The 19,700-nt window shown below is 63.9% G+C and carries 17 protein-coding genes; 10 read left to right on the top strand and 7 right to left on the bottom strand.

Annotated elements, in window-relative coordinates:
- Positions 1 to 8: 8 nt before the first annotated feature.
- The 4 genes from aceA to E8A46_RS27955 all read left to right on the top strand — a co-directional run bounded on the left by aceA (position 9) and on the right by E8A46_RS27955 (position 3,043).
- Positions 9 to 1,316: an isocitrate lyase gene (gene aceA, locus E8A46_RS27970; RefSeq protein WP_291568092.1), complete on the top strand. Its 1,308-nt coding sequence runs from the start codon at positions 9 to 11 to the stop codon at positions 1,314 to 1,316.
- A 12-nt stretch (positions 1,317 to 1,328) separates the two neighbouring features.
- Positions 1,329 to 1,538, top strand: coding sequence for a hypothetical protein (locus E8A46_RS27965; protein ID WP_291568084.1), 210 nt, complete (start codon positions 1,329 to 1,331; stop codon positions 1,536 to 1,538).
- A 181-nt stretch (positions 1,539 to 1,719) separates the two neighbouring features.
- Entirely contained in the window at positions 1,720 to 2,277 is a 558-nt protein-coding gene (locus tag E8A46_RS27960; RefSeq protein ID WP_291568082.1) for a hypothetical protein, read from the top strand.
- A 22-nt stretch (positions 2,278 to 2,299) separates the two neighbouring features.
- Positions 2,300 to 3,043: a hypothetical protein gene (locus tag E8A46_RS27955; RefSeq protein WP_291568079.1), complete on the top strand. Its 744-nt coding sequence runs from the start codon at positions 2,300 to 2,302 to the stop codon at positions 3,041 to 3,043.
- Between the two features lie 12 nt (positions 3,044 to 3,055).
- On the opposite strand, the gene E8A46_RS27950 is transcribed toward E8A46_RS27955, so the two are convergent.
- Positions 3,056 to 3,946 carry a metallophosphoesterase gene (locus E8A46_RS27950; RefSeq protein WP_291568077.1) on the bottom strand — a complete coding sequence of 297 codons (891 nt, stop codon included), beginning with the start codon at positions 3,944 to 3,946 and terminating at the stop codon, positions 3,056 to 3,058.
- Between the two features lie 149 nt (positions 3,947 to 4,095).
- On the opposite strand from E8A46_RS27950, the gene E8A46_RS27945 reads away from it, so the two are divergent.
- The 6 genes from E8A46_RS27945 to E8A46_RS27920 all read left to right on the top strand — a co-directional run bounded on the left by E8A46_RS27945 (position 4,096) and on the right by E8A46_RS27920 (position 9,737).
- Entirely contained in the window at positions 4,096 to 4,581 is a 486-nt protein-coding gene (locus E8A46_RS27945; RefSeq protein ID WP_291568090.1) for an NUDIX domain-containing protein, read from the top strand.
- A 121-nt stretch (positions 4,582 to 4,702) separates the two neighbouring features.
- The gene (locus E8A46_RS27940) at positions 4,703 to 4,996 is read left to right on the top strand and encodes a hypothetical protein (RefSeq protein WP_291568075.1); all 294 of its coding nucleotides are present in this window, start codon (positions 4,703 to 4,705) and stop codon (positions 4,994 to 4,996) included.
- Complete coding sequence (locus E8A46_RS27935; protein WP_291568073.1) at positions 4,989 to 6,905, top strand: acyltransferase family protein; 1,917 nt, start codon at positions 4,989 to 4,991, stop codon at positions 6,903 to 6,905. Before E8A46_RS27940 ends, E8A46_RS27935 begins: the two co-directional genes overlap by 8 nt.
- A 116-nt stretch (positions 6,906 to 7,021) precedes the next feature.
- Positions 7,022 to 8,167 carry a hypothetical protein gene (locus E8A46_RS27930; RefSeq protein WP_291568071.1) on the top strand — a complete coding sequence of 382 codons (1,146 nt, stop codon included), beginning with the start codon at positions 7,022 to 7,024 and terminating at the stop codon, positions 8,165 to 8,167.
- Positions 8,168 to 8,219: 52 nt separating this feature from the next.
- Positions 8,220 to 9,155, top strand: coding sequence for a glycosyltransferase family 2 protein (locus E8A46_RS27925; RefSeq protein WP_291568069.1), 936 nt, complete (start codon positions 8,220 to 8,222; stop codon positions 9,153 to 9,155).
- A gap of 69 nt (positions 9,156 to 9,224) precedes the next feature.
- Positions 9,225 to 9,737: an N-acetyltransferase gene (locus E8A46_RS27920; protein WP_291568067.1), complete on the top strand. Its 513-nt coding sequence runs from the start codon at positions 9,225 to 9,227 to the stop codon at positions 9,735 to 9,737.
- Between the two features lie 2 nt (positions 9,738 to 9,739).
- On the opposite strand, the gene E8A46_RS27915 is transcribed toward E8A46_RS27920, so the two are convergent.
- The 6 genes from E8A46_RS27915 to E8A46_RS27890 form a co-directional block, all read right to left on the bottom strand.
- On the bottom strand, positions 9,740 to 11,995 hold the full coding sequence (locus E8A46_RS27915; protein ID WP_291568065.1) for a TonB-dependent receptor: 2,256 nt from the start codon (positions 11,993 to 11,995) through the stop codon (positions 9,740 to 9,742).
- Between the two features lie 159 nt (positions 11,996 to 12,154).
- The gene (locus E8A46_RS27910) at positions 12,155 to 12,511 is read right to left on the bottom strand and encodes a DUF2946 domain-containing protein (protein WP_291568063.1); all 357 of its coding nucleotides are present in this window, start codon (positions 12,509 to 12,511) and stop codon (positions 12,155 to 12,157) included.
- Positions 12,512 to 12,666: 155 nt separating this feature from the next.
- Positions 12,667 to 14,730: a hypothetical protein gene (locus E8A46_RS27905; protein ID WP_291568061.1), complete on the bottom strand. Its 2,064-nt coding sequence runs from the start codon at positions 14,728 to 14,730 to the stop codon at positions 12,667 to 12,669.
- Between the two features lie 137 nt (positions 14,731 to 14,867).
- A complete protein-coding gene (locus E8A46_RS27900) occupies positions 14,868 to 17,675 on the bottom strand; it encodes a DUF4159 domain-containing protein (protein WP_291568088.1) in 2,808 nt (935 codons plus the stop codon).
- Positions 17,675 to 18,619: a DUF58 domain-containing protein gene (locus tag E8A46_RS27895; protein ID WP_291568059.1), complete on the bottom strand. Its 945-nt coding sequence runs from the start codon at positions 18,617 to 18,619 to the stop codon at positions 17,675 to 17,677. The genes E8A46_RS27900 and E8A46_RS27895 overlap by 1 nt, the downstream gene beginning before the upstream one ends.
- Positions 18,619 to 19,623, bottom strand: a complete 1,005-nt coding sequence (locus tag E8A46_RS27890; protein WP_291568057.1) for a MoxR family ATPase — start codon at positions 19,621 to 19,623, stop codon at positions 18,619 to 18,621. Before E8A46_RS27890 ends, E8A46_RS27895 begins: the two co-directional genes overlap by 1 nt.
- Between the last annotated feature and the right edge of the window lie 77 nt (positions 19,624 to 19,700).

Below are 19,700 nucleotides of genomic sequence, written 5' to 3'. Positions count from 1 at the left end.
GACCTAAGATGGCGAAGACCTTTGAACAGCTGGTTCCCGCGCCCGCAGGGCGGTTTGACGGCATCAGCCGTCCCTATAGCCCGGCCGAGGTTGAAAGGCTGCGCGGTTCCGTACCGATCGCCTACACCCTGGCCGAGAAGGGCGCCAACCGGCTTTGGGAATCGCTGAAGAAGGAGCCTTACGTCAATTCGCTCGGCGCCGTTACCGGCAACCAGGCGATGCAGCAGGCGCGCGCCGGGCTGCCGGCGATCTACCTATCGGGCTGGCAGGTGGCGGCCGACGCCAACACCGCGGGCGCGATGTATCCGGACCAGAGCCTCTATCCGGCCAACGCCGGCCCGGAGCTGTGCCGCCGCATCAACCGCACCTTCCAGCGTGCCGACCAGATCGAGCACTCCGAAGGCGGCGCCAAGATCGACTGGTTCGTGCCGATCGTGGCCGACGCGGAAGCGGGCTTCGGCGGTCCGTTGAACTCGTTCGAGATCATGAAGGCCTATATCGAGGCGGGCGCGGCCGGCGTTCACTTCGAGGACCAACTGGCGTCTGAAAAGAAGTGCGGCCACATGGGCGGCAAGGTGCTGATCCCGACCGCGGCGCATGAGCGCAACCTGGTCGCAGCAAGGCTCGCCGCCGACGTCTGCGGCACGCCGACCTTTGTCTTGGCGCGCACCGATGCGGAGAGCGCCAAGCTGATCACCGCCGATGTCGACGAGCGCGACCGCGAGTTCATCACCGGCGAGCGCACCGCGGAGGGCTTCTTCCGGCTCAAGCCCGGCAGTGGCCTTGCGCACTGCATCAAGCGCGGCATCGCGTTCGCGAAATATGCCGATCTGTTGTGGTGGGAAACCTCGACCCCGAACCTCGTGGAGGCGAAGCAATTCGCCGAGGCCGTGCACAAGGTCTATCCCGGCAAGATGCTGGCCTACAACTGCTCGCCGTCGTTCAACTGGGAAGCCAACATCGACAAGGCGACGATCGCCAAATTCCAGCGCGAGATCGGCGCGATGGGCTACAAGTTCCAGTTCGTGACGCTGGCGGGCTTCCACTCGCTCAACCACGGCATGTTCGAACTGGCGCGCGGCTACAAGGCCGAAGGCATGGCGGCTTACTCCCGCCTGCAGCAGGCCGAGTTCGCCTCGGAGAAGTTCGGCTATTCGGCGACGCGCCACCAGCGCGAGGTCGGCACCGGCTACTTCGATCTGGTGTCCACCACCATCACCGGCGGCACCTCGTCGACCACGGCACTTCACGATTCGACCGAAGCCGCGCAGTTCAAGGCGCACGGTTCGGAAATCCGCGTTCAGGCGGCTGAATAGAAGGAGGCTATCATGAACAACGGCAGTAATTTCTGGGTGATCGGCGGCGAGTTCGGTTCGATGAACTTCCACAAGCTTGTGGAAGGTTCGGCCCAGGTTCAGGGCCCGTTCAAGACCCGCAAGGAAGCCGAGGATGCCTGGCGCGTGGTCTCGGAAGAGAACCGCCACAAGGCCGGCGTGCGCTTCTCCATCGTGGAAGAGCCCTCGCGCGTTCCGGCCTGATCTATCGAATAAGAAGACGTCCAAGGACAACAGCGGCCTCCTCCGGTCATGCCGGGCGGGGCCGCTCGCGTTTGCCGCTCGCCAAAGGCGTAAGTCTTTGGGAGCAAACGGCCTTTGCGGATGGCCTGGTTACTGATAGTTTAACGGCATCCGCAACCCATCAGGACAAGGCCGCCAGCTTATGTCAGAGGCACAAAATACCGGGAGCGAAGCCGCCGGTGATGCGCGTCCGCTGCGGCTGCGCGATGCGCTCCGGCAGGCGCGGATCGAGGCTGCCGATCGCACCGGCGTCGTCGTCGACCTGCGCGATGCGGAAGTTGCCCGGCTGGAAATTCTGAACGAGGCGCTCGATCCCCTGTTTGCGCAAATTTCCAACACCATCGATCTGTTCGATCGCGGCATCAGCCAGGGCGAGACACCGCGGCTGTGGGTCGACGTGGTGGCTCACGTCCTGATGGGGCGCGACAAGCGCATCTATCGTTTCGTGCAGGATACCCGTTTCGGCCGCATCGTGATTGCCGAATCCCATGACATCGCCGCCATCGTCGACGCCGTCACCGATTACGTTGCGCGCCGCATGATCGAGCGCGAACACGCGCTGGTCGCGACCCCGATGGCCGCACCTGCCGTGGTCGAAAAGCCGCGCCGCAGCGCTTTCTGGACCTTCGCGCTCGGCTTCATCCTCGGCGCGGTCGCGCTGTTCGGCCTGGCGCTGTTTACCGCACTGCGCGGCCTCTAGGTCCAGGACCAAAGGAGCGGTCGTGACTTCAGGCGTTCCGATCGCGCTCGCGCTCCTTGCAACGATTGTCGCCGTCTCATTATTCCGCAAGTGGCAGCATCTGCGACGGGCCGAGTTCATCCGGACCTATCGCTGGCCGCCGGGCCTGCTCGATCGGCTTGAGAAACATCGCGCCGGGCTTGAGCGCAAGGACAGCGCGCTGGTTTCGCGCGGCCTGCGTCAGTTCTTCATCGCCTATCTGATGAGCGGCAAGCGCTACGTCTCGATGCCGTCGCAGGTCGCCGACGACCTGTGGCATGAATTCATCCTCTATACGCGCGAATATGATGCATTTTGCCGGCGCGCGTTCGGCGGTTTCTTGCATCATACGCCGGCGGTGGTGCTCAGCGAGCATCGCAAGAGCAACGAGGGCCTCCGCCGCGTGTGGTGGTACTGCTGCAAGTATGAGAGCATCGACCCGGTCAACCCGACACGGCTGCCGCTGCTGTTTGCCCTGGACAGCAAGCTGAATATTCCGGATGGGTTCGTCTATCACCCGCAATGCGAGCAGCTGCGGAAAAACGGCAGCGGCGTCGCCTATTGCGGTGGCGATTTTGCCGATAGTTCGATCGATGGCAGCTCCGCCGGTTTCGGCGATTCCGGCAACGACGGGGGCGGGCACGGCGGTCACGGCGATGCCGGCGGAGGCCACGGCGGAGATGGTGGCGGCGGCGACGGAGGCGGCGGGTGCGGCGGTGGAGGCTGTGGCGGAGGAGGCGGCGATTGATGCTCGGCGCCGCTACGACAACCTCACCCGCCTGAACTCGCGGACGCCGGCGCGCTGTCCGAAACCCCGTACCCTCTGCTCACATCGCCACGCCGCGCCGTCACGCTCGATTGAAAACAGATTATAGGCCGCCGCGGGATAGCGGCCATGCGCGAGCGCGGAGGCCGATGGCACGCCGATCGCCGGAATCGAACCGTTCGGCCCGTCGATCCAGATCGTGGAATGAACGTGATCGTGCCCGTGCAGGACCAGCTCCACGCCTTGCCGCTTGAGAAGCGCAAGCAATTGGGGCGCATCGGTCAGCCGCTTGGCGCGCGCGTCCGAGCGCAGCGGGTGGTGGATCAGCAGCACGCGGAACGCCTGTTCGGCGGAAAGCCCGGCCAGGACGCGATCGAGCGCCTCCAGCTGGCTTCGTCCAAGCCACCCCGTCGCCATCAGCGGCGCCGTCGGCACCGCCGAGGACACGCTGATCAGCGCCAGCGGGCCGCGGCGGCGCACGGCGGGAAATTCCACGCCGCGATCGGGCGCATCGTCGCCGACGAGATAGTTGGTCCAGGCCTCCGCAAAACGATGCCGGGTGGCGCGAACATAGGCGTCGTGATTGCCCGGGATGACCGTGACCAGGTCCGGCGGGCCGACGCTTTCCAGCCATGCCCGCGACGGCGCGAACTCGGCTTCGAGCGCCAGATTGACGAGATCGCCTGTGACCACGATGTGATCCGGCGTCTGCGCCTGCATGTCCGATACCAGCGCATCGAGCACGTCGCGGCTGTGGAATTTATGCCGGTTGCGCGTCCAGTTGAGATAGCCGAACGCGCGCTTGCCGACGAGCTCGGAGAGCCGCAGGCTTGGCAGCGGCGGAAGATGCGGATCGGACAGATGGGCAAGGGTGAAGGCCGCCATCATCTGTATCCGCTTCTGTTGGTTACGCGAACGAGCCGCCACACGATCGCCTCATGATATCCTGCAATATCCGGGAATGTATTGGCAAGCTGGCTGTCGCGATGCAAGGATCAAACGCGCCGTCCGCATATCCGGGGGTTTCCGTGACGATGAACCTGCAGAACCTGCGACGGAGCCTTGAGCCGGCGCTGCGGCGGATGTTTCATTTCTATTGGCGGTTCGCCCGCGGCATGACGCTCGGGGTCCGCGCCGTCGTACTCGACGGTGAAAATCGCGTATTTCTGGTCAAGCACAGCTATGTCGCCGGCTGGCACCTGCCGGGCGGCGGCGTAGAAACCGGCGAATCCTTCCGCGATGCATTGCAACGCGAATTGCAGGAAGAAGGACGAATTGAATTGACCGGCAAGCCTGCGCTGCACGGCCTTTTCTTCAACAGCCACATCTCTCGCCGCGATCATGTCGCGGTCTATCTGGTCAGGCATTTCAGGCAGGATCGCCTGCCGGAGCCGAACCGCGAGATTGTCGGGTGCGGGTTTTTCGACGTGGGAGCGCTGCCGGCGGAGACGACCACGGGAACACGGTTGCGGATATCGGAAGTAATCGAAGGCCGTGAGCCGGTTGCAACCTGGCGCTAGGGAGCTCTCTCCGCGATCCGCGGGAGCAGCGCTCTCCGCCTGCGTTGTTCGGTGGCCTGCGACAAACGCGAAGCGTTTGCGCAAGGGAGCGAAGCGACGAGGCCATCCATTCCTGTTCCACATGTGGCTGCGGATTGCTTGCCTACGCGCGCAGAAAGCCGGCCTGAAGCATGCCGCGAACGCGCTTGTTCGCGAAGGGCTCATGGTGGTAGAAGCGGCGCGCCAGAACAGCGGTGCCCACTTGGTGAAGAAACTGGACTTTCTGCCGCGTATTGCATCCCGGCGCGGCATCGCAGCGGTGAAGGGCTTCGGCTGTCACGGCCAACGTCGCTTCGCCAATCCGACCGGCAGCCGCCCGGTCGACGCGCGCGCCGTTCGAGCTCGCAGGGGCGGCCCGACCAGCACACATGACTAATCATTTTCGCGCAGAGATCGCCGGACTGCGCGCCGTCGCGGTCATTGCCGTCGTGCTGTTTCATTTGAAGGTCGATGGCTTTCAGGGAGGCTTCGTCGGCGTCGATATTTTCTTTGTCATTTCCGGCTATCTCATCACCCGCAATATTCTGGCCGATCTGCAGGCCGGTCGCTTTTCATTTGGTCAGTTTTATGTGCGCAGGACGCGGCGAATTTATCCCGCGCTGATCTTCACCGTCGTCGCCACCTATCTCGCGGGCGCCCTGTGGTGCGCGCCGATCATGTTTCTCGACGTGGCCAAGGAGGGCACGCACGCCCTTCTGTCGATTTCGAATATTCAGTACTGGCGGGAATCCCATCAGTACTTTGCCCCGAATTCGGACGAGCTGGCTCTGCTGCATTGCTGGTCGCTGTCGCTCGAGGAGCAGTTTTATTTGCTCTGGCCGGTCTTCATTGTTTTGGCATGGAGGGTAGGCCGGACGTTTGAAGGCATCACCGTCGCGGCGCTTGCATCCATCCTCGCTTCAACCCTTGTGGCCAAAGTGGATCCGCTCGCGGTATTTTTTCTGATGCCGTTTCGAATTGCCGAGTTCGCCTGCGGCGCACTGGTTCTTCTCTGCGAGAGACGATTCCGTCTCGGTGAAGCCGCCGCTGAATGGCTTTCCGCAGCCGGCCTGCTTTGTATCGCGGCGAGCGTACTTTTGTTCAGGTCGGATATGCCGCATCTGGAGGCAACCATTCTCTTGCCTTGCCTGGGTGCGGCCGCAACGATCTGGGCCGGCGGCAAGGCCCGGGTATCCATGATCCTCACCAACGCCACGGCGGTTTCAATCGGCGCCATTTCGTATTCGCTCTATCTTTGCCACTGGCCCATCATTTTTTTCGCGCGCTTCATTTTTGGCGACGACGCGGCCAATGGCCGGGCAGGGATCTTGACGATGGTGGTCCTCATGGTCGCTGTCGCAACCGCGATGAATTTGTTGATCGAGCGCCGGTTCATTCAATCTTCGGGGTTACGATCGGCCAATGTTCTAGGAAATGCTGTCGGTTTTTGGTCGGTGGTTCTCGCGCTGGCCGCGGTTACCCACCTCACCTTCATATCGAAGGGCTTCGCTTGGCGGATGCCCAAAGCTCAGGCCGAGTTGGAGCATTTGGAGGATTTTCCGACCGGCCGCGACATACGGCACTTTCAGGGCCCGGTAGGTTTTGAATTGACCGGCGATTCCCTGATCGCCGAATATGCTTTCGGCCTTGGGCCGATCATGGAGCAGCTGAACATGAACGTTCACGTGATGGGAGGCGCCGGCTGCCCCGTTCTCTATGGAGCGACGCTGAGGTCACCGCGACAGGAAGAGTGCAGACTGGCGCGTGACCAGACGCTGGAGCGTGTCCGTCAAACGAATTTGCCGATCATCTTCGTGGAGAAGTGGAGTCTCTATAGCGACGCAGCGATCAACGACGACCTGGAACCGGCCGAGAGTTCGATGTCCGACGGCAATTCGTTCACCAAATTGCAGCAGGGCCTGGAACGAACGATCGGGAGGCTTGTCGCCGATGGCAGGCGCATCCTGATGATCGGCGAGCAACCGGATCCCGGCTGCCCCATCAATCGTCCCCGGCTGTTGCAGGGACCGCTTCCGCACGCGCCTCAACCGCCCTGTCCGACGAAAACCCGGGAGCAAGCCGAAAGGTCTACGGCGAAAATTGATCAGATGCTTTCCAGGGTCCAGGCCAAATGGCCCGACAAGGTCGAATTGCTGCGGCCGATAGATTACTTTTGCGACGCGGAGTGCCCGGTCGTCAAAGACGGGATTTGGCTTTATTCCAATCGCATTCACCTGACGCTTGCCGGATCGACCTACATGGTGAACCGGAGCGCGGATGTATTCCGGCGGTTTCTAGAAAATTGACGCAAACCGGTGCGGCTTGCCGTGGCTGGTTAATTACGCTTGGATATCCCGGATTTTCGACAGAATGAAACAGCGGTTGTTTCGATGGTCTGTTTTTGCGCGGTTCGATGGAAGCGATGAAATATCTGAAGGCCGTTTGCGCTTTCGCGCTGTTCGCCATCCTCGCCAGCAATGTGTGGTCGATGTCGCACTGGAGCGAAAGCCGCGGCGTCTACGACGATGTCTGCTATTTGCGGCAGGCTCATCTGTTCCAGAGATTTGGGCTGAACGGCCTGAACACGGATATCTCCCGGGATGACGATCATTATCTGTCTTCAAAATTGCGGGAGATGGGCTTCAAGTCCTGGAACGATACGGCAGAGGCTCCCTGCCACACATGGATCCCGGCCACCGAAAAGCGGGTGATGCAGTATCCGCCGGGCACGGGCTTCGTACTGGCGCTGTTTCCGCAGGGGTTCCAGGTGATCCCGCTGTATGTTCTGGCGACGCTGGTGGTCTTCGCGCTGGCGCTGCTCGCAATACTTTACGCGCGCGCCAGATCGTCCATCTTGCTCGCGGCTGGTTTCGGCTGCCTGGCGATCTACCTGATGATCAATCCCGCAAAGGCGAGCTATTCGGTGGCGCCTACCATGGTGGCCTGTGCGCTCGCTGGACTCCTGACCGCCCGTTTTTTCTCTGCCGGGCAAAGCCGGTATCGCGTTGCCTTGCTGGGGCTGACCGGTCTCGTCATTGGCCTGTCGGTGAATTTCAGATTGCCGAATCTGTTTCTCTCCTCGGGATACTTTCTGTTTTTCGGCGTTTCGCTGCTGATATCCCGAAAAATCGAGGTGGCGTTGCAGGGCGTGCTGTTTGCAGCGGCGTTCCTGGCCGGGATGGCGCCGACGCTGGTTGCTAATGCGATCAACGCCGGTAGTCCGTTTTCGACGACCTACGGAGGGGTCGATGTGACGCCTCCGGATTTCAGCTTCGGCGTTATCCGGCAGTACCTGGCGGATTTGCAGTTCGTCTTGCTGCTGCTCGCGGGTCTGTGGACGGTGGTCATGTGGCGTTCGGGCCGGGCGGGCGGCGCGAGACGGGTCGCTGCTGTCACGGCTGGAAATCTCCTGGTGAACCTTGCCTTCTTCATGAGCCATCCCGTCTTCACGCCATACTATACGGTTCCGGTCGCCATGCTTTCGTTGTGGAGCCTGCTGTTTGCGTCCCTGATCAAGCCTGCGGAAATGGTGGACGGCGCTGTTATCGGGCGGGCAGCCAGCGCATGATCGTGTTATGGGAAGCTCGGTCGGCAGGCTTTAGGGGGCAGGCATTTCAGCAATGATACCATTGTCGGTGCGGATTGCTGTTTTGGTGCCGTGCTTCAACGAGGAAGCGGCGGTCGCCACCGTGATTGCCGATTTTCGCAAGGCGCTGCCCACGGCCGATATCTTCGTCTACGACAACAATTCGTCGGATCGCACGGTCGCGGTGGCGCGCGATGCGGGCGCCACGGTGCGCGGCGAGCGCCGCCAGGGCAAGGGTCATGTGGTGCGCCGCATGTTCGCCGACGTCGACGCCGACATCTATGTACTGGTCGACGGCGACGCGACCTATGATGCCGCCAGCGCCCCCCGCATGATCGAGGCGCTGTTGTCGGATCGTCTCGACATGGTGGTCGGTCTTCGGGTCGACCAGGCCGCGGCCGCCTACCGGCCGGGTCACCGTACCGGCAACCGGATGCTGACGGGTTTTCTGTCGGCGGTTTTTGGCCAGGCCTTCAGGGATATTCTTTCAGGGTACCGGGTATTCTCGCGGCGGTTCGTCAAGTCCTTTCCGGTGCTGTCGGATGGCTTCGAGATCGAGACCGAGTTGAGCGTCCATGCGCTGGAGCTGGCGTTGCCGGTAGCGGAGATCGAGACGCCGTATTATGCCCGCCCGGAGGGGTCGGTCAGCAAGCTCAACACCTGGCGTGACGGTCTGCGGATTCTCGGTACCATCCTGAAACTCTACCGCTCGGAAAAGCCGTTGCGGTTTTTCACGGCGATCGGAGTTTTTCTGACCGTGGTCTCGGTCGGCCTCGCGGTCCCGATTGTCATTACCTATCTCGAGGAGGGCATCGTTCCCCGACTGCCGACCGCGGTGCTGTCGATGGGTCTGGTTATTCTGGCGATGCTCTCGGTCTCGTCGGGGCTGGTGCTCGACACCGTGACGCGCGGGCGCCGTGAGATGAAGCTGTTGGCCTATCTGGCTCAAGCCCCCGCCGGCGGCAATTGACGTGGCTCGACAATCCGGCGTGACGCGGCGACGATGGACCGCGCGGCCGCCAGATGCTATCTCGCGACCATGAGCGACCTCTCTCTGACCATACTGGCCGAAACCGCCAACGACGCCCAGGCCATCGAACGCCTGCACGAGCGCACATTCGGTCCCGGCCGCTTCGTGCTGAGCGCCTACCGGCTGCGCGAGCATGTCGACCACCTGCTCGAACTGTCGTTCACCGCATGGATCGGCACGCTGCTGGTGGGCTCCGTGCGCCAGTTGCCGGTGACTATCGGCGATACCAGCGCTCTGCTGCTGGGACCGCTGACGGTCGAGCCGCCGTTTCGCGGCCGCGGCGTCGGTCGCGCGCTGCTGGAACGCGCGCTCAAGGACGCCAGGGAAAAAGGCCATCGCCTGGTGCTCTTGGTCGGCGACGAGGCCTATTACAGCCGCGTCGGCTTCAAGGCCGTGCCGAAGGGCCGCGCGACCATGCCCGGACCGGTCGACTACAGCCGCTTGCTGGTGGCGGAACTGGTCGATGGCGCATTCGACGGCGTTTCCGGACCGATCCGCCCGGACTGGAGCATGGCGCGATAGCTTCACAGCTTTTGCGAGATTCCGACAAAGAAGCCGCGGCGCGGCCCGAATTGCGGGGCGAAGACGCCGATGCCCGAGCCGTCCCTGATTTCATAGATGGTGTCGAACAGGTTGACGATGTCGAAGCGCAGCGTGGTCGGTTTGTTGGGAGCCACGATGTTGAAGTCGTGCGAGATCCCCAGATTGACCTGGGCGTAGGACGGCAGGTGATCGGTATTTGCAAAGCCGGAGCGAAGCCCGCTGCCGTAGATCATCGAGGCGCTGAAGCGCGTGCCGTCCCACAGATAGGAGGCGCCGGCCGACGCCGTCAGCTGCTGGGCATGATCGGTGAAGATGTAGTGGTTGGCGATGAAGGCCAGTTCGTCGGGACCGAACAGAAACTGGTTCGATACGATATTGGTGCCGATCTGCGTCGCCCAGGCAAGGTTGCCATAGACGCGGAAATTTCCGTTGGTGTAGGTCGCCTTGAGTTCGACGCCCTCGTTGATCCCCCGATCGTAGTTGAAGCCGTTGAGCACATAGGCAGCGCCGAACTGGCCATCGTCGAGCAGGTCGCGGGCGATCTTGTAGTAGGCATCCAAGCCGACCTCGAGGCCTGGTATCGCATGGATTTTCTGAACCACGCCGACATCGAAGACGTTTGACCGCTCCGGCAGCACCGGATCGTTGGCCGTGACAGCGGGAGTTTGCGTGTTGGGGGGATTCGAAACCAGCGCGATATTGGTCGGGGCCGCGATCACCTGCTGCGGCGGCGTGAAGTTTCGCGCATAGCCGGCGTGGAACGTGGTGTCATCGTACGGTTTCCAGGTCAGGCTGACGCGCGGGCTGAGCTGGTTGGCGTCGACGTATTGAAGCATCTGGTCGAAACGCAGGCCTGCGTTCAAGGTCAATTGGTTGGTGATCTTCCATTCGTCCTGAAGATAGGTGCCGATCAACCAGCCGGTCTTGGCATTGGAATCAAAAATTGGGAACGGCGCATCGACCGGATTACCCATGCCGTCGAGCGGCAATACGGTGGATGCATTGTTGACCAGCGATCGCTCCGCGCTCATCGAAAATCCAAACCGCAGCGTATGGGCAAAACCGACGCGCCAGGCGGTATCCTCCTGAATGCCGTTGACGACGCTCTGACGGTAGATGTCCGACGACACGCCGTTGAAGACGAGGTCTCCGATCGGGTCGGGAAAGAAGTGCAACTGGCTATACCGGTTGAAATAGGAAACCTGCAAGTCGATGTCGTCGATCGATTTCTGGTAGGCAAGGACGTTGAACTGGTTGAACTCGTTCTGGTGTTCGTTGAGCAGCGCCGAATCGAATTTGGACACGCCGAATGCCGTGAAATTCGACGGCTGCCCTGGATTGTTGGGAATCTGGAAGGAACTGTTCGATACGCCGCTCATGAAGGTCAGGCGGCTGGTGGGGTCGAGTACCGTCGAAAGATAGAGAAATCCCTTTTCCTGCGACGTGCGGTCGTGAATTGCTTCGTTCGACGGCGTCGGATTCTCTATTCCCAGATTATTCTGAAGAAAGCGCCCGGACGCGAAATACTGGGTTTGTCCGACTGTGCCGCCATATTCCAAGCTCGATGTGATCGTGCCGTGGCTGCCGCCATAGACGCTGACGCTGCCGCCGTTGTTGAAAGCATCCGCCTTGGTCTGGATGTCGAGGACGCCGGCCGTGCGCAAGCCGTACTGCGCCGGCAAGGCGCCGGTAAGCAGGGCAAGGCTGCCGACGATCCCGGTGTCGAGAATTTGACCGAAAGCGCCGACGCCGTCCGGGAGCATGATGCCGTTGATGCGATACTGAATATTGCCGTGCTCGTTGCGCACATGCAGTTCGCCGCTTGCGGCCGAATCCTGTGTCACGCCGGGGAGCTGCAACAGCACTTTGTCCAGTTGCGTATTGTTTCCCTGAGGCAGCGCTTCAATGGCCTGATGGCTGATCTCGTAGGAGGTGGCGCCGACCGGTGCCAGGATGTTGCGGCGGGCCGCGTCGAATTTCTCGTTCTTGCCGGCGATCAGCTGCGCCTCGGTTTGCGGGGGCGTGGCAGGCGTCTCGCGGCGCTGTCCGCTGGTCACGAGGGTGCGGGGACGGCGCGGCGGCTGCGCGCGCCGCGGCGCCACCACCTCGATACTGGGCAGCACGGTCGTGCCGGTTCCGGCGGGCGCCGAAGTCTGAGACAAGGCGGTGCCGCAGAAGCCGAACAGCAGGGCCGCCGAACTTGAGAGCAGGAGGATAGTTCTTGCCGAGAATGCCATTATCCTGGTCCTGAGAAAGCGCGGCCGAAATTCGTGATCGTCGACGAATTTGGAAGAGAGCGCTTGCCGTCGAGGGGTGACGGACCGATTTCGATTCATTCCTCGAGGACCAGCCACCTATCGCGTGGCCGCACCTCAGGGATCATCAAACAACCGATGTCAGGAGAGCGGGGGTGCGCGAGGCTGAAACGCGACGCGGGCGGAGTTCGATGGGACGAACCCGGCATCCGGGGGCAGGTGCAGGAAGTCCGCGGCCAGCGGCAGCGGCAGCGCTGACGGCGTTGCAACCAACGCCGTATTCGCCAGGGCGATAACGGCACAGATCGCGCAAGGCTCGCCCGGTTGCCGGTCCGGATGGGGACTGGACGCCGGCAGTTGCTGGTGCGCGGACTGGATCGACGGCGCGGCCTGCGCCACGATCCCGTGAAAATGCCCGAACGACAGCACCAACTGAATCGCGAACGCGAACAACGCCGCGCGCGCGCCATGTCTGATGTTCGATCGGAACCACTTCATGCCGACAAACGCCCCGCGCCGCACAGCCGGGACATCCCGGCAGAGCCGACGTTACAATATAACATCGCAAGGTTTGTCCGCGCCTGTCAACCGTAGCCTTCGCAAGCGCTGCGTGATTCACGCAAGCGCCGGGACATCAACATGATGTGATTTTGTCAGCGTCCTTCGCGCAGCCAGGTGGCGGCGAACGCGCCGAGCAGCAGCAGCAAGCCGATCAGGCCGGCAAACACAGGCAATACGCCGACGCCTTTGACGACGCTCGCGTCCCGCATCTTCACGCCCATCCAGCCATCGCCGCGGAACACGCTGGATGCGCGCACCGGCACGATGCGCGGCAGTTCGACGCTCGATCCGTCCACGACGCGCCGTGCGTCGCCGCCGGTCGCCTGCGCCAGCGGCATCAGCATCCCGGTCGTGGAGGTGACTTCCGAGAATTCCTTCGGGTTGGTCGGGCCGACATTGATCAGGGCCTTCAGCGTGCCGTCGGTCGCCTGCCAGAGGCCGAGTTCGTTGGCGGGGAGCGTCGCGGTCCACGTTCCCGGCTCGCTGGCGCTTAGCGTCAGCTCACGCGTTGTTCCCGAAGGCGACGTCACCGTCACCGGCGCGACGCTGTCGGCCATGGTCTGGCGCTGCACCACGAGGTCATGGCCGCGCACTTGCAGATGCAACGCCTCTTCGTCGAGGTCGGGTTGCTTCATCAGCCAGTGCGACATCCGCCGCAGCAGGTCGAGATGCGGACCGCCACCCTCATAGCCGCGCGCCCACAGCCAGATATGGTCGGACAACAGCAGGGCGACGCGTCCCTCGCCAAACCGCGACAGCAGCAGCAGCGGTTTGCCGTCGGCGCCCGTCATGACCGGCGGGCTGGTGGCATTGCGGGTCTCTACCGTGCGAAAGAACCGGCTCCAGTGCGGCGGCTCGCTGCCCGAGCCTTCCAGACCGCGTGTGACGGGATGGCGTTTGCCGACGTCGCTGAGCTGCGCGTAGAACGGTTTCTCGGTGACGCCGACCGGTTCTGCCGGCAGCACCGAATCCAGCGGCGTGCGCCAGATGCTTGTCGATGAAGCGTAGTCGGGGCCGGCTGACACCAGCACGGCGCCGCCGCCGCGCACATAACGCGCGATATTGTCGAAATAGGCGATCGGCAGCACGCCCTGGCGCGCGTAGCGATCGAAGATGATCAGCTGGAATTCGTTGATCTTCTGCTGAAACAGTTCGCGGGTCGGAAACGCGATCAGCGACAATTCATTGATCGGCGTGCCGTCCTGTTTCTCGGGCGGGCGCAAAATCGTGAAATGCACGAGATCGACGCTGGCGTCGGATTTCAGGAGATTGCGCCAGGTGCGCTCCCCGGAATGCGGCTCGCCCGAGACCAGCAGCACGCGCAATTTGTCGCGCACCCCGTCGATCGCGACCACCGCGCGGTTGTTGACCAGTGTCAGTTCGTTTTCGAGTGGAGAAGCCTCGATCTCGACGATGTTCGGCCCGGCGTGCTTGATATCGATATCGACGCTGACGGTCTGGCCGCTCTGCACGGTACGCTCGTTGATCGTCTCGCCGTCGACCCGAACCGCGACCTTTGCGCGCTGGCCGCTGACGCCCTGGTCGTCCAGCCGGTAGGTAATGGTCTGGACCTGTCCGACGATGCCGAAACGCGGCGCGGCGGCAATCGCAATGCGGCGGTCGCGCTCATCCTTGCGCCCGGTGATCAGCGCATGCACCGGGGCCTGGAATCCGAGCGCTGCGGCGTTCGCCGGGATGTCATGCACCCGCCCGTCGGTGATCAGGAAAGCGCCGGCGACGCGATCGACCGGAACGTCCGATAGCGCCGACGACAGCGCGCCAAACAATCGGGTGCCATCGGTTTCGCCGTCGGCCTGGCCGGCCTCGACCACCCGCACTTCGAGGCCCCTGATCTTCTTGAGGCTGTCGACCAGCGCCTCCTGGGCTTTGGCGGTTTCGCGGGTGCGCTCGCCGAAATTCTGGCTCGGGCTCTTGTCGATCACGACCGCGGCCACCGACGACAGTGGCTCGCGGTCCTCGCGCGTGAATGACGGGTTGGCCAGCGCCAGCAGGATCAGCGCCAGCGCCGCGATGCGCACCGCCGCGCCGCGTGGCCGCCCCAGCAGCAGCAATACCGCGATCACGACGATGGCGGCGAGCGCCATCCAAAGCACGAGCGTCGGGACAAGCGGGGTAAACGCGATGCCATACTGCATTTATTTGTCCAGCAAGTTGGGGTCACCCTGAGGTGCGCGTCGCTTTTGCGGCGCGCCTCGAAGGATGCTTGGTTTACGGTTTGCGGCCGTCCCCCTTCGAGGCTCGCTTCGCTCGCACCTCAGGGTGACGGCGGCGCTCATTGCCCGAGCCGTTCGATCAGCGCCGGCGCGTGGACCTGGTCGGCCTTGTAGTTTCCGGTCAGCGTATACATCACGATGTTGACGCCAGCGCGGAAAGCGAATTCGCGCTGCCGGGGTTCGCCCGGCGTCAGCGGCAGCATCGGCTGGCCGTCGGGGCGCATCGCCCAGGCGCCGGCCAGATCGTTCGAGGTGATGATGATCGGCGAGACCCCGTCGCCGCCGCGGGCGGGATGCGACGCCGTATCGTCGTCGTCCTCGCGCGGCAGGGTCTCGACCCAAGTCTGGCCGGTGTCGAATCGGCCGGGAAAGTCGCGCAACAGATAGAACGTCTTGGTCAGGACGTGTTCCCGCGGCACCGGCTCGAGTTCGGGAACGTCGAGCGATGAAAGGATATCGCGCAGCGCCAGCATGCCTGGTGTCTGCGATGCGCCGCCTTCTCCCGGCGGCGCCTCGATGGCATCGCGGGTATCGAACAGCACGGTGCCGCCCTGTTTCATGTAGGCGTCGATGCGGTTGATCGCGTCCTGCGGCGGCTTCGGCGCGCCGGGGACGACCGGCCAGTAGATCAGCGGGAAGAACGCCAGTTCGTCACGCGCCGGATCCACGCCGATGGGATCGCCGGCCTCCAACGCGGTGCGTTGCGCGAGAAACAGGGTCAGTCCGGCCAATCCCGCCTGGACGATGGAGTCGACGTCGGCGTTGCCGGTCCGGACATAGGCGAGGCGGGTTTGCGAGGTTGCCTTGATGGCGAAATCGTCGTCGCTGCCGGCCCGGGTCGGCGATGGCAGCACCAGCATGGCCGACAACAGCAGGGCGAATCCCAGCGCAGCCGGCGCCGCGCGCCGCCGCAGCAGGGCTGCGATGCCGCCGCCGAGCAGGGCGACGATCACGGCGTCGATCAGAAACAGCGCCAGCGACGATGACAGCAGGATGCCGCGCAAGTCGCGCGGTTCGGAATTGGTGTAGGTCGCATGCCGGGCGCGCAGCGCGGAAGTATCGAGTGGCGCGACGCGGTCCGCCGCCGCCAGCGTGTTCACCGCCAGAGGGCCGTCGGCCGGGCCATAGAATCCGGGGGGATGATCCAGCGTCGCCCGATCCCGGAAGTCGGCGGCCAGTGGCTTGGCCGTCGAGGGCGGCGGCCCGAACGCGCCAAAACCATCGAGCGTGCGCAAGGGCGCCACCGTTTCGGCATTGGCTTCGCTGGCGACGCCTGCGCCCGGATTGGCGGTGTAGCCGGACATATCGACGATCCGCCGCAGCATTTCGACGAAGCTGCCGGACATCGGCAGATCGGACCAGCGCATGTCGGCGCTGACGTGAAACAGGCTCACCACGCCCTTGCCGCGGCGCTCGCCGGTAACCAGCGGCGTTCCGTCCTCCAGCGAGGCCCAGCTTTTCGTCGCCAGCACCGCATCGGGCTCGGCCAGCACCTGCCGGCTGATGGTGATATCCTTGGGCACCGCAAGGCCGGCGAACGGTCCGTCGGCGGCGAATGATGTGAGGTGCTGCGGCTTTTCCCAGGTGAGACTGCCGCCGAGGCTGCGTCCGCCGCGGCGCAGCTTCACCGGCACCAGATCGTCATCGGCTTGCGCCAGGCGCGGCCCGGCAAAGCGCACCAGTACCCCGCCTTGCTCGATCCACGCGTTGAGGCGCTCGCGGATTTCCGGCGACAGCGTGCCGATATCGGCGAGCACGATCATCGGCAGCCTCTGGTCGAGAAACTGGGTGATCGCCTGTTGTGGCGCGCCACGATCTCCCAGCCGCACGTCGGCAAACGGCGCCAAGGCGCGGGTGAGATAGAATGTCGACGCCAACAAAGGCTGCGCGGTATCGCTGCTCGAACCGCTGACCACGCCGATCGCGCGCCGGCGCCACCGCTTGTCGAGCAGTTGCACCGCGCCGGCAGAGCGTTCGCCCGATATTTCAAGCCGCCCGATATCGTTGCGCAATTCGACCGGCAAGTCGAACGCCGCGTCGGTCTCGCGGTCTCCCGGCGCAAAGCCGAAATGGGCCTCGCCGATCGGCGAGCCTTTCTGGTCGAGCGCGCGCACGATGCCCGCGGCGGCGCCACCATCGGCGCGCAGCACCTTCACCGTCATCTTCGCCGCCGCATTTTCGGCGGCGGCCAGCGCCAGCGCGGGTGGGGTCCCGCCTTCAAAAACCGTCAAGGTGCGATCGCCCACGATCTTGCCCAGGCCCTGGAGGAAATCCGCGCCGCGACCGGTATCGACGCCGTCCGACAGCCAGGCGATCTCGCAGTCGCCGGTCGCCTTGAGAAAGCGCTCGATGGCGGGCAGGGTGTCGACCCGCTCGATCGAATAGGGCTTTGGCGCGAGCTGGCGCAACGCCACCCGTGCCGTGCCCGCCGTCATGATCGTGATGTCGCGTGCGGGCTCGGACAGCGGAACCAGAGCAATGCCGCGCCGGTCGCTGTCGGCATTGGCGATCAATTCGTCCGCGGCCTTGACCCTCGCTTCCCAGCTCGAGGCCGCGCTCCAGCCGTCGTCGAGCAGAATGGCCAGCGGCGCGCTCGAGCCGGCAGCACCGGTTTGCGGATTCCAGATCGGTCCGGCGGCCGCCAGAATGATGAGCGCCGCGGCCAGCAGGCGAAGCGCCGTCAGCCACCACGGCGTGCGCGACGGGGTTTCTTCCTTGGGCGCGATGTCGAACAACAGCCGCGTCGGCGGAAACTCGATCCGCCGCGGCCGCGGCGGCATCACCCGCAACAGCCACCACAGCACGGGCAGGCTCAGCAGGCCCAGCAGCAAAACCGGTTCGGCGAACGAAAGCGGCAGGCCTGCGATCATGCGCTGCGCCCCGCTTTGACCGTCGCGGCGCGCGTGCTGCCCTTGTTCACCATCATGCCCGAGTGCAGAAACAACAGCAGTTCGGCGGCCGAGCGGCTGGTGGTGTGGGTCGAGAACAACCAGTCGAGCTTGCTGGTCTCACTGCGAATTTGCTCGCGATGCAGCGCCACGCGCGCAACGTAGTCGCCGGCCCATTTTTCCGCACGTCCCGCGACGATGATGCCGCGGCCTTCCGGTTCGACAAACTCGACACGGCCGGAATAGGGGAAGCTTTCTTCCGCGGGATCGACGATCTGGACCAGCGCGCCGTGCGCGCCGGACGCCGACAATCCGGCGAGCATGGTTCGGATTTCCTCGATCGGCGACCAGAAATCCGACAACACCACGATTTCGGCGAGCGCCGACGGCACAAAGGACGGCGGCAGGCTGGGACGCGCCGCGTCCTCGTGCAGCATCGCCTGCGCCATCTTGTCGATCACGCTGCGGCTGGCGGTAGGGTTTATCAGGCCCGGAATGCCGACCCGCTCGCCGCCCGCGACCAGGAGCTCGGCCAGCGCAAAGGTCACGATCAAAGCGCGTTCCAGCTTGCTGTCGCGCGCCTGTTGGGATGCGAACGCCATCGATGGCGAACGGTCCGGCCACAGCCATACCGTGTGCGCGGCTTCCCATTCCTGCTCGCGGACGTAGAGATGATCGTCGCGCGCCGAGCGGCGCCAGTCGACGCTCTGCGATGGCTCGCCCGAAACGAAGCGGCGGTACTGCCAGAAACTTTCTCCCGCGCCGGCGCGCCGCCGTCCGTGCAGGCCGTGAATCACATTGGCGGCGATGCGGCGAGCTTCGAGCACAAGGCGGGGCAGCGATGCGGCGAGCGTTCGGCTTTCGCCATCGGCACGTCGGATTGCTAAGATCTCCTTGGCTGCGTGCTCGCTGGCTGCGGCCATCAACCGATCCGCGTCTTCAATTGTTTGATCACGTCGGGAATGGTGCGGCCTTCGGCACGGGCGGAGAATGTCAGGGCCATGCGGTGCTTGAGAACCGGCTCCGCCAGATCGAGCACGTCGTCGACCGAGGGCGCCAGCCGGCCGTCGAGCAGGGCGCGGGCGCGAACGGCGAGCATCAGCGACTGGCTGGCGCGCGGACCCGGCCCCCAGGCGATCAGCTTGCCGGCCTCGCCGCCTTCCGGACCCGGGCGCGCCGAGCGCACCAGCGAGAGGATGGCTTCGACGACGGAATTGCCGACCGGCAGCCGCCGTACCAGCCGCTGTGCCGTGATCAGAATTTCGGCGTTCATCGCCGCCTTGGCCAGCGTCTCTTCGGCACCGGTGGTTTCGAACAGGATCCGCCGCTCGGCGTCGCGATCCGGATAGTCGACGTCGATTTCCATCAGAAAGCGGTCGAGCTGCGCCTCCGGCAATGGATAGGTGCCTTCCTGCTCCAGCGGGTTTTGCGTCGCCAGTACATGAAACGGCTTCGGCAAATCGTGGCGCGCGCCCGCCACCGTGATGTGCTGTTCCTGCATGGCCTGCAGCAGCGCCGATTGGGTGCGCGGGCTGGCGCGGTTGATCTCGTCGGCCATCAAGAGCTGGGCGAACACCGGGCCTGCGATGAAACGGAACGACCGCTTGCCGGTATTGCTCTCGTCCAGCACTTCGGCACCCAGAATATCCGATGGCATCAGATCCGGCGTGAACTGGATGCGCTTGGCATCCAGCCCGAGCGTAATGCCCAAGGTTTCGACCAGTTTGGTCTTGGCGAGGCCGGGCACGCCGATCAGGAGCGCATGACCGCCCGACAGGATCGTCACCAAGGTGTTTTCGATCACACGGTCCTGGCCGAAGATGACGGTCGAGATGGCGTCCTTGACCGCGCGGATTTGACCGGAGACCTGTTCGGCCGAGCGGACGATGACGTCCTCGAGTTTTTCGACACTGTCCGCGCCAGCCATTTCGTTCTCCTTCGTCCTATAGTCTCGCTCTTGCCCGAAACGCCGCCGATCGCGTCGTCATGCCACGACCCCCATGC

Source organism: Bradyrhizobium sp., from assembly GCF_004799445.1.
Taxonomy (GTDB): domain Bacteria; phylum Pseudomonadota; class Alphaproteobacteria; order Rhizobiales; family Xanthobacteraceae; genus Bradyrhizobium.
Note: the sequence above shows the minus strand (reverse complement) of the source record. Positions and strands in the feature narration are given on the sequence as shown.

Excerpts from the sequence above, each read along its gene's own strand:
- aceA (WP_291568092.1), top strand. The coding sequence starts at position 9 with ATGGCGAAGACCTTTGAACAGCTGGTTCCCGCGCCCGCAGGGCGGTTT.
- E8A46_RS27965 (WP_291568084.1), top strand. The coding sequence starts at position 1,329 with ATGAACAACGGCAGTAATTTCTGGGTGATCGGCGGCGAGTTCGGTTCG.
- E8A46_RS27960 (WP_291568082.1), top strand. The coding sequence starts at position 1,720 with ATGTCAGAGGCACAAAATACCGGGAGCGAAGCCGCCGGTGATGCGCGT.
- E8A46_RS27950 (WP_291568077.1), bottom strand. The coding sequence starts at position 3,946 with ATGGCGGCCTTCACCCTTGCCCATCTGTCCGATCCGCATCTTCCGCCG.
- E8A46_RS27945 (WP_291568090.1), top strand. The coding sequence starts at position 4,096 with ATGAACCTGCAGAACCTGCGACGGAGCCTTGAGCCGGCGCTGCGGCGG.
- E8A46_RS27940 (WP_291568075.1), top strand. The coding sequence starts at position 4,703 with ATGTGGCTGCGGATTGCTTGCCTACGCGCGCAGAAAGCCGGCCTGAAG.
- E8A46_RS27935 (WP_291568073.1), top strand. The coding sequence starts at position 4,989 with ATGACTAATCATTTTCGCGCAGAGATCGCCGGACTGCGCGCCGTCGCG.
- E8A46_RS27930 (WP_291568071.1), top strand. The coding sequence starts at position 7,022 with ATGAAATATCTGAAGGCCGTTTGCGCTTTCGCGCTGTTCGCCATCCTC.
- E8A46_RS27925 (WP_291568069.1), top strand. The coding sequence starts at position 8,220 with ATGATACCATTGTCGGTGCGGATTGCTGTTTTGGTGCCGTGCTTCAAC.
- E8A46_RS27920 (WP_291568067.1), top strand. The coding sequence starts at position 9,225 with ATGAGCGACCTCTCTCTGACCATACTGGCCGAAACCGCCAACGACGCC.
- E8A46_RS27915 (WP_291568065.1), bottom strand. The coding sequence starts at position 11,995 with ATGGCATTCTCGGCAAGAACTATCCTCCTGCTCTCAAGTTCGGCGGCC.
- E8A46_RS27910 (WP_291568063.1), bottom strand. The coding sequence starts at position 12,511 with ATGAAGTGGTTCCGATCGAACATCAGACATGGCGCGCGCGCGGCGTTG.
- E8A46_RS27905 (WP_291568061.1), bottom strand. The coding sequence starts at position 14,730 with ATGCAGTATGGCATCGCGTTTACCCCGCTTGTCCCGACGCTCGTGCTT.
- E8A46_RS27895 (WP_291568059.1), bottom strand. The coding sequence starts at position 18,619 with ATGGCCGCAGCCAGCGAGCACGCAGCCAAGGAGATCTTAGCAATCCGA.
- E8A46_RS27890 (WP_291568057.1), bottom strand. The coding sequence starts at position 19,623 with ATGGCTGGCGCGGACAGTGTCGAAAAACTCGAGGACGTCATCGTCCGC.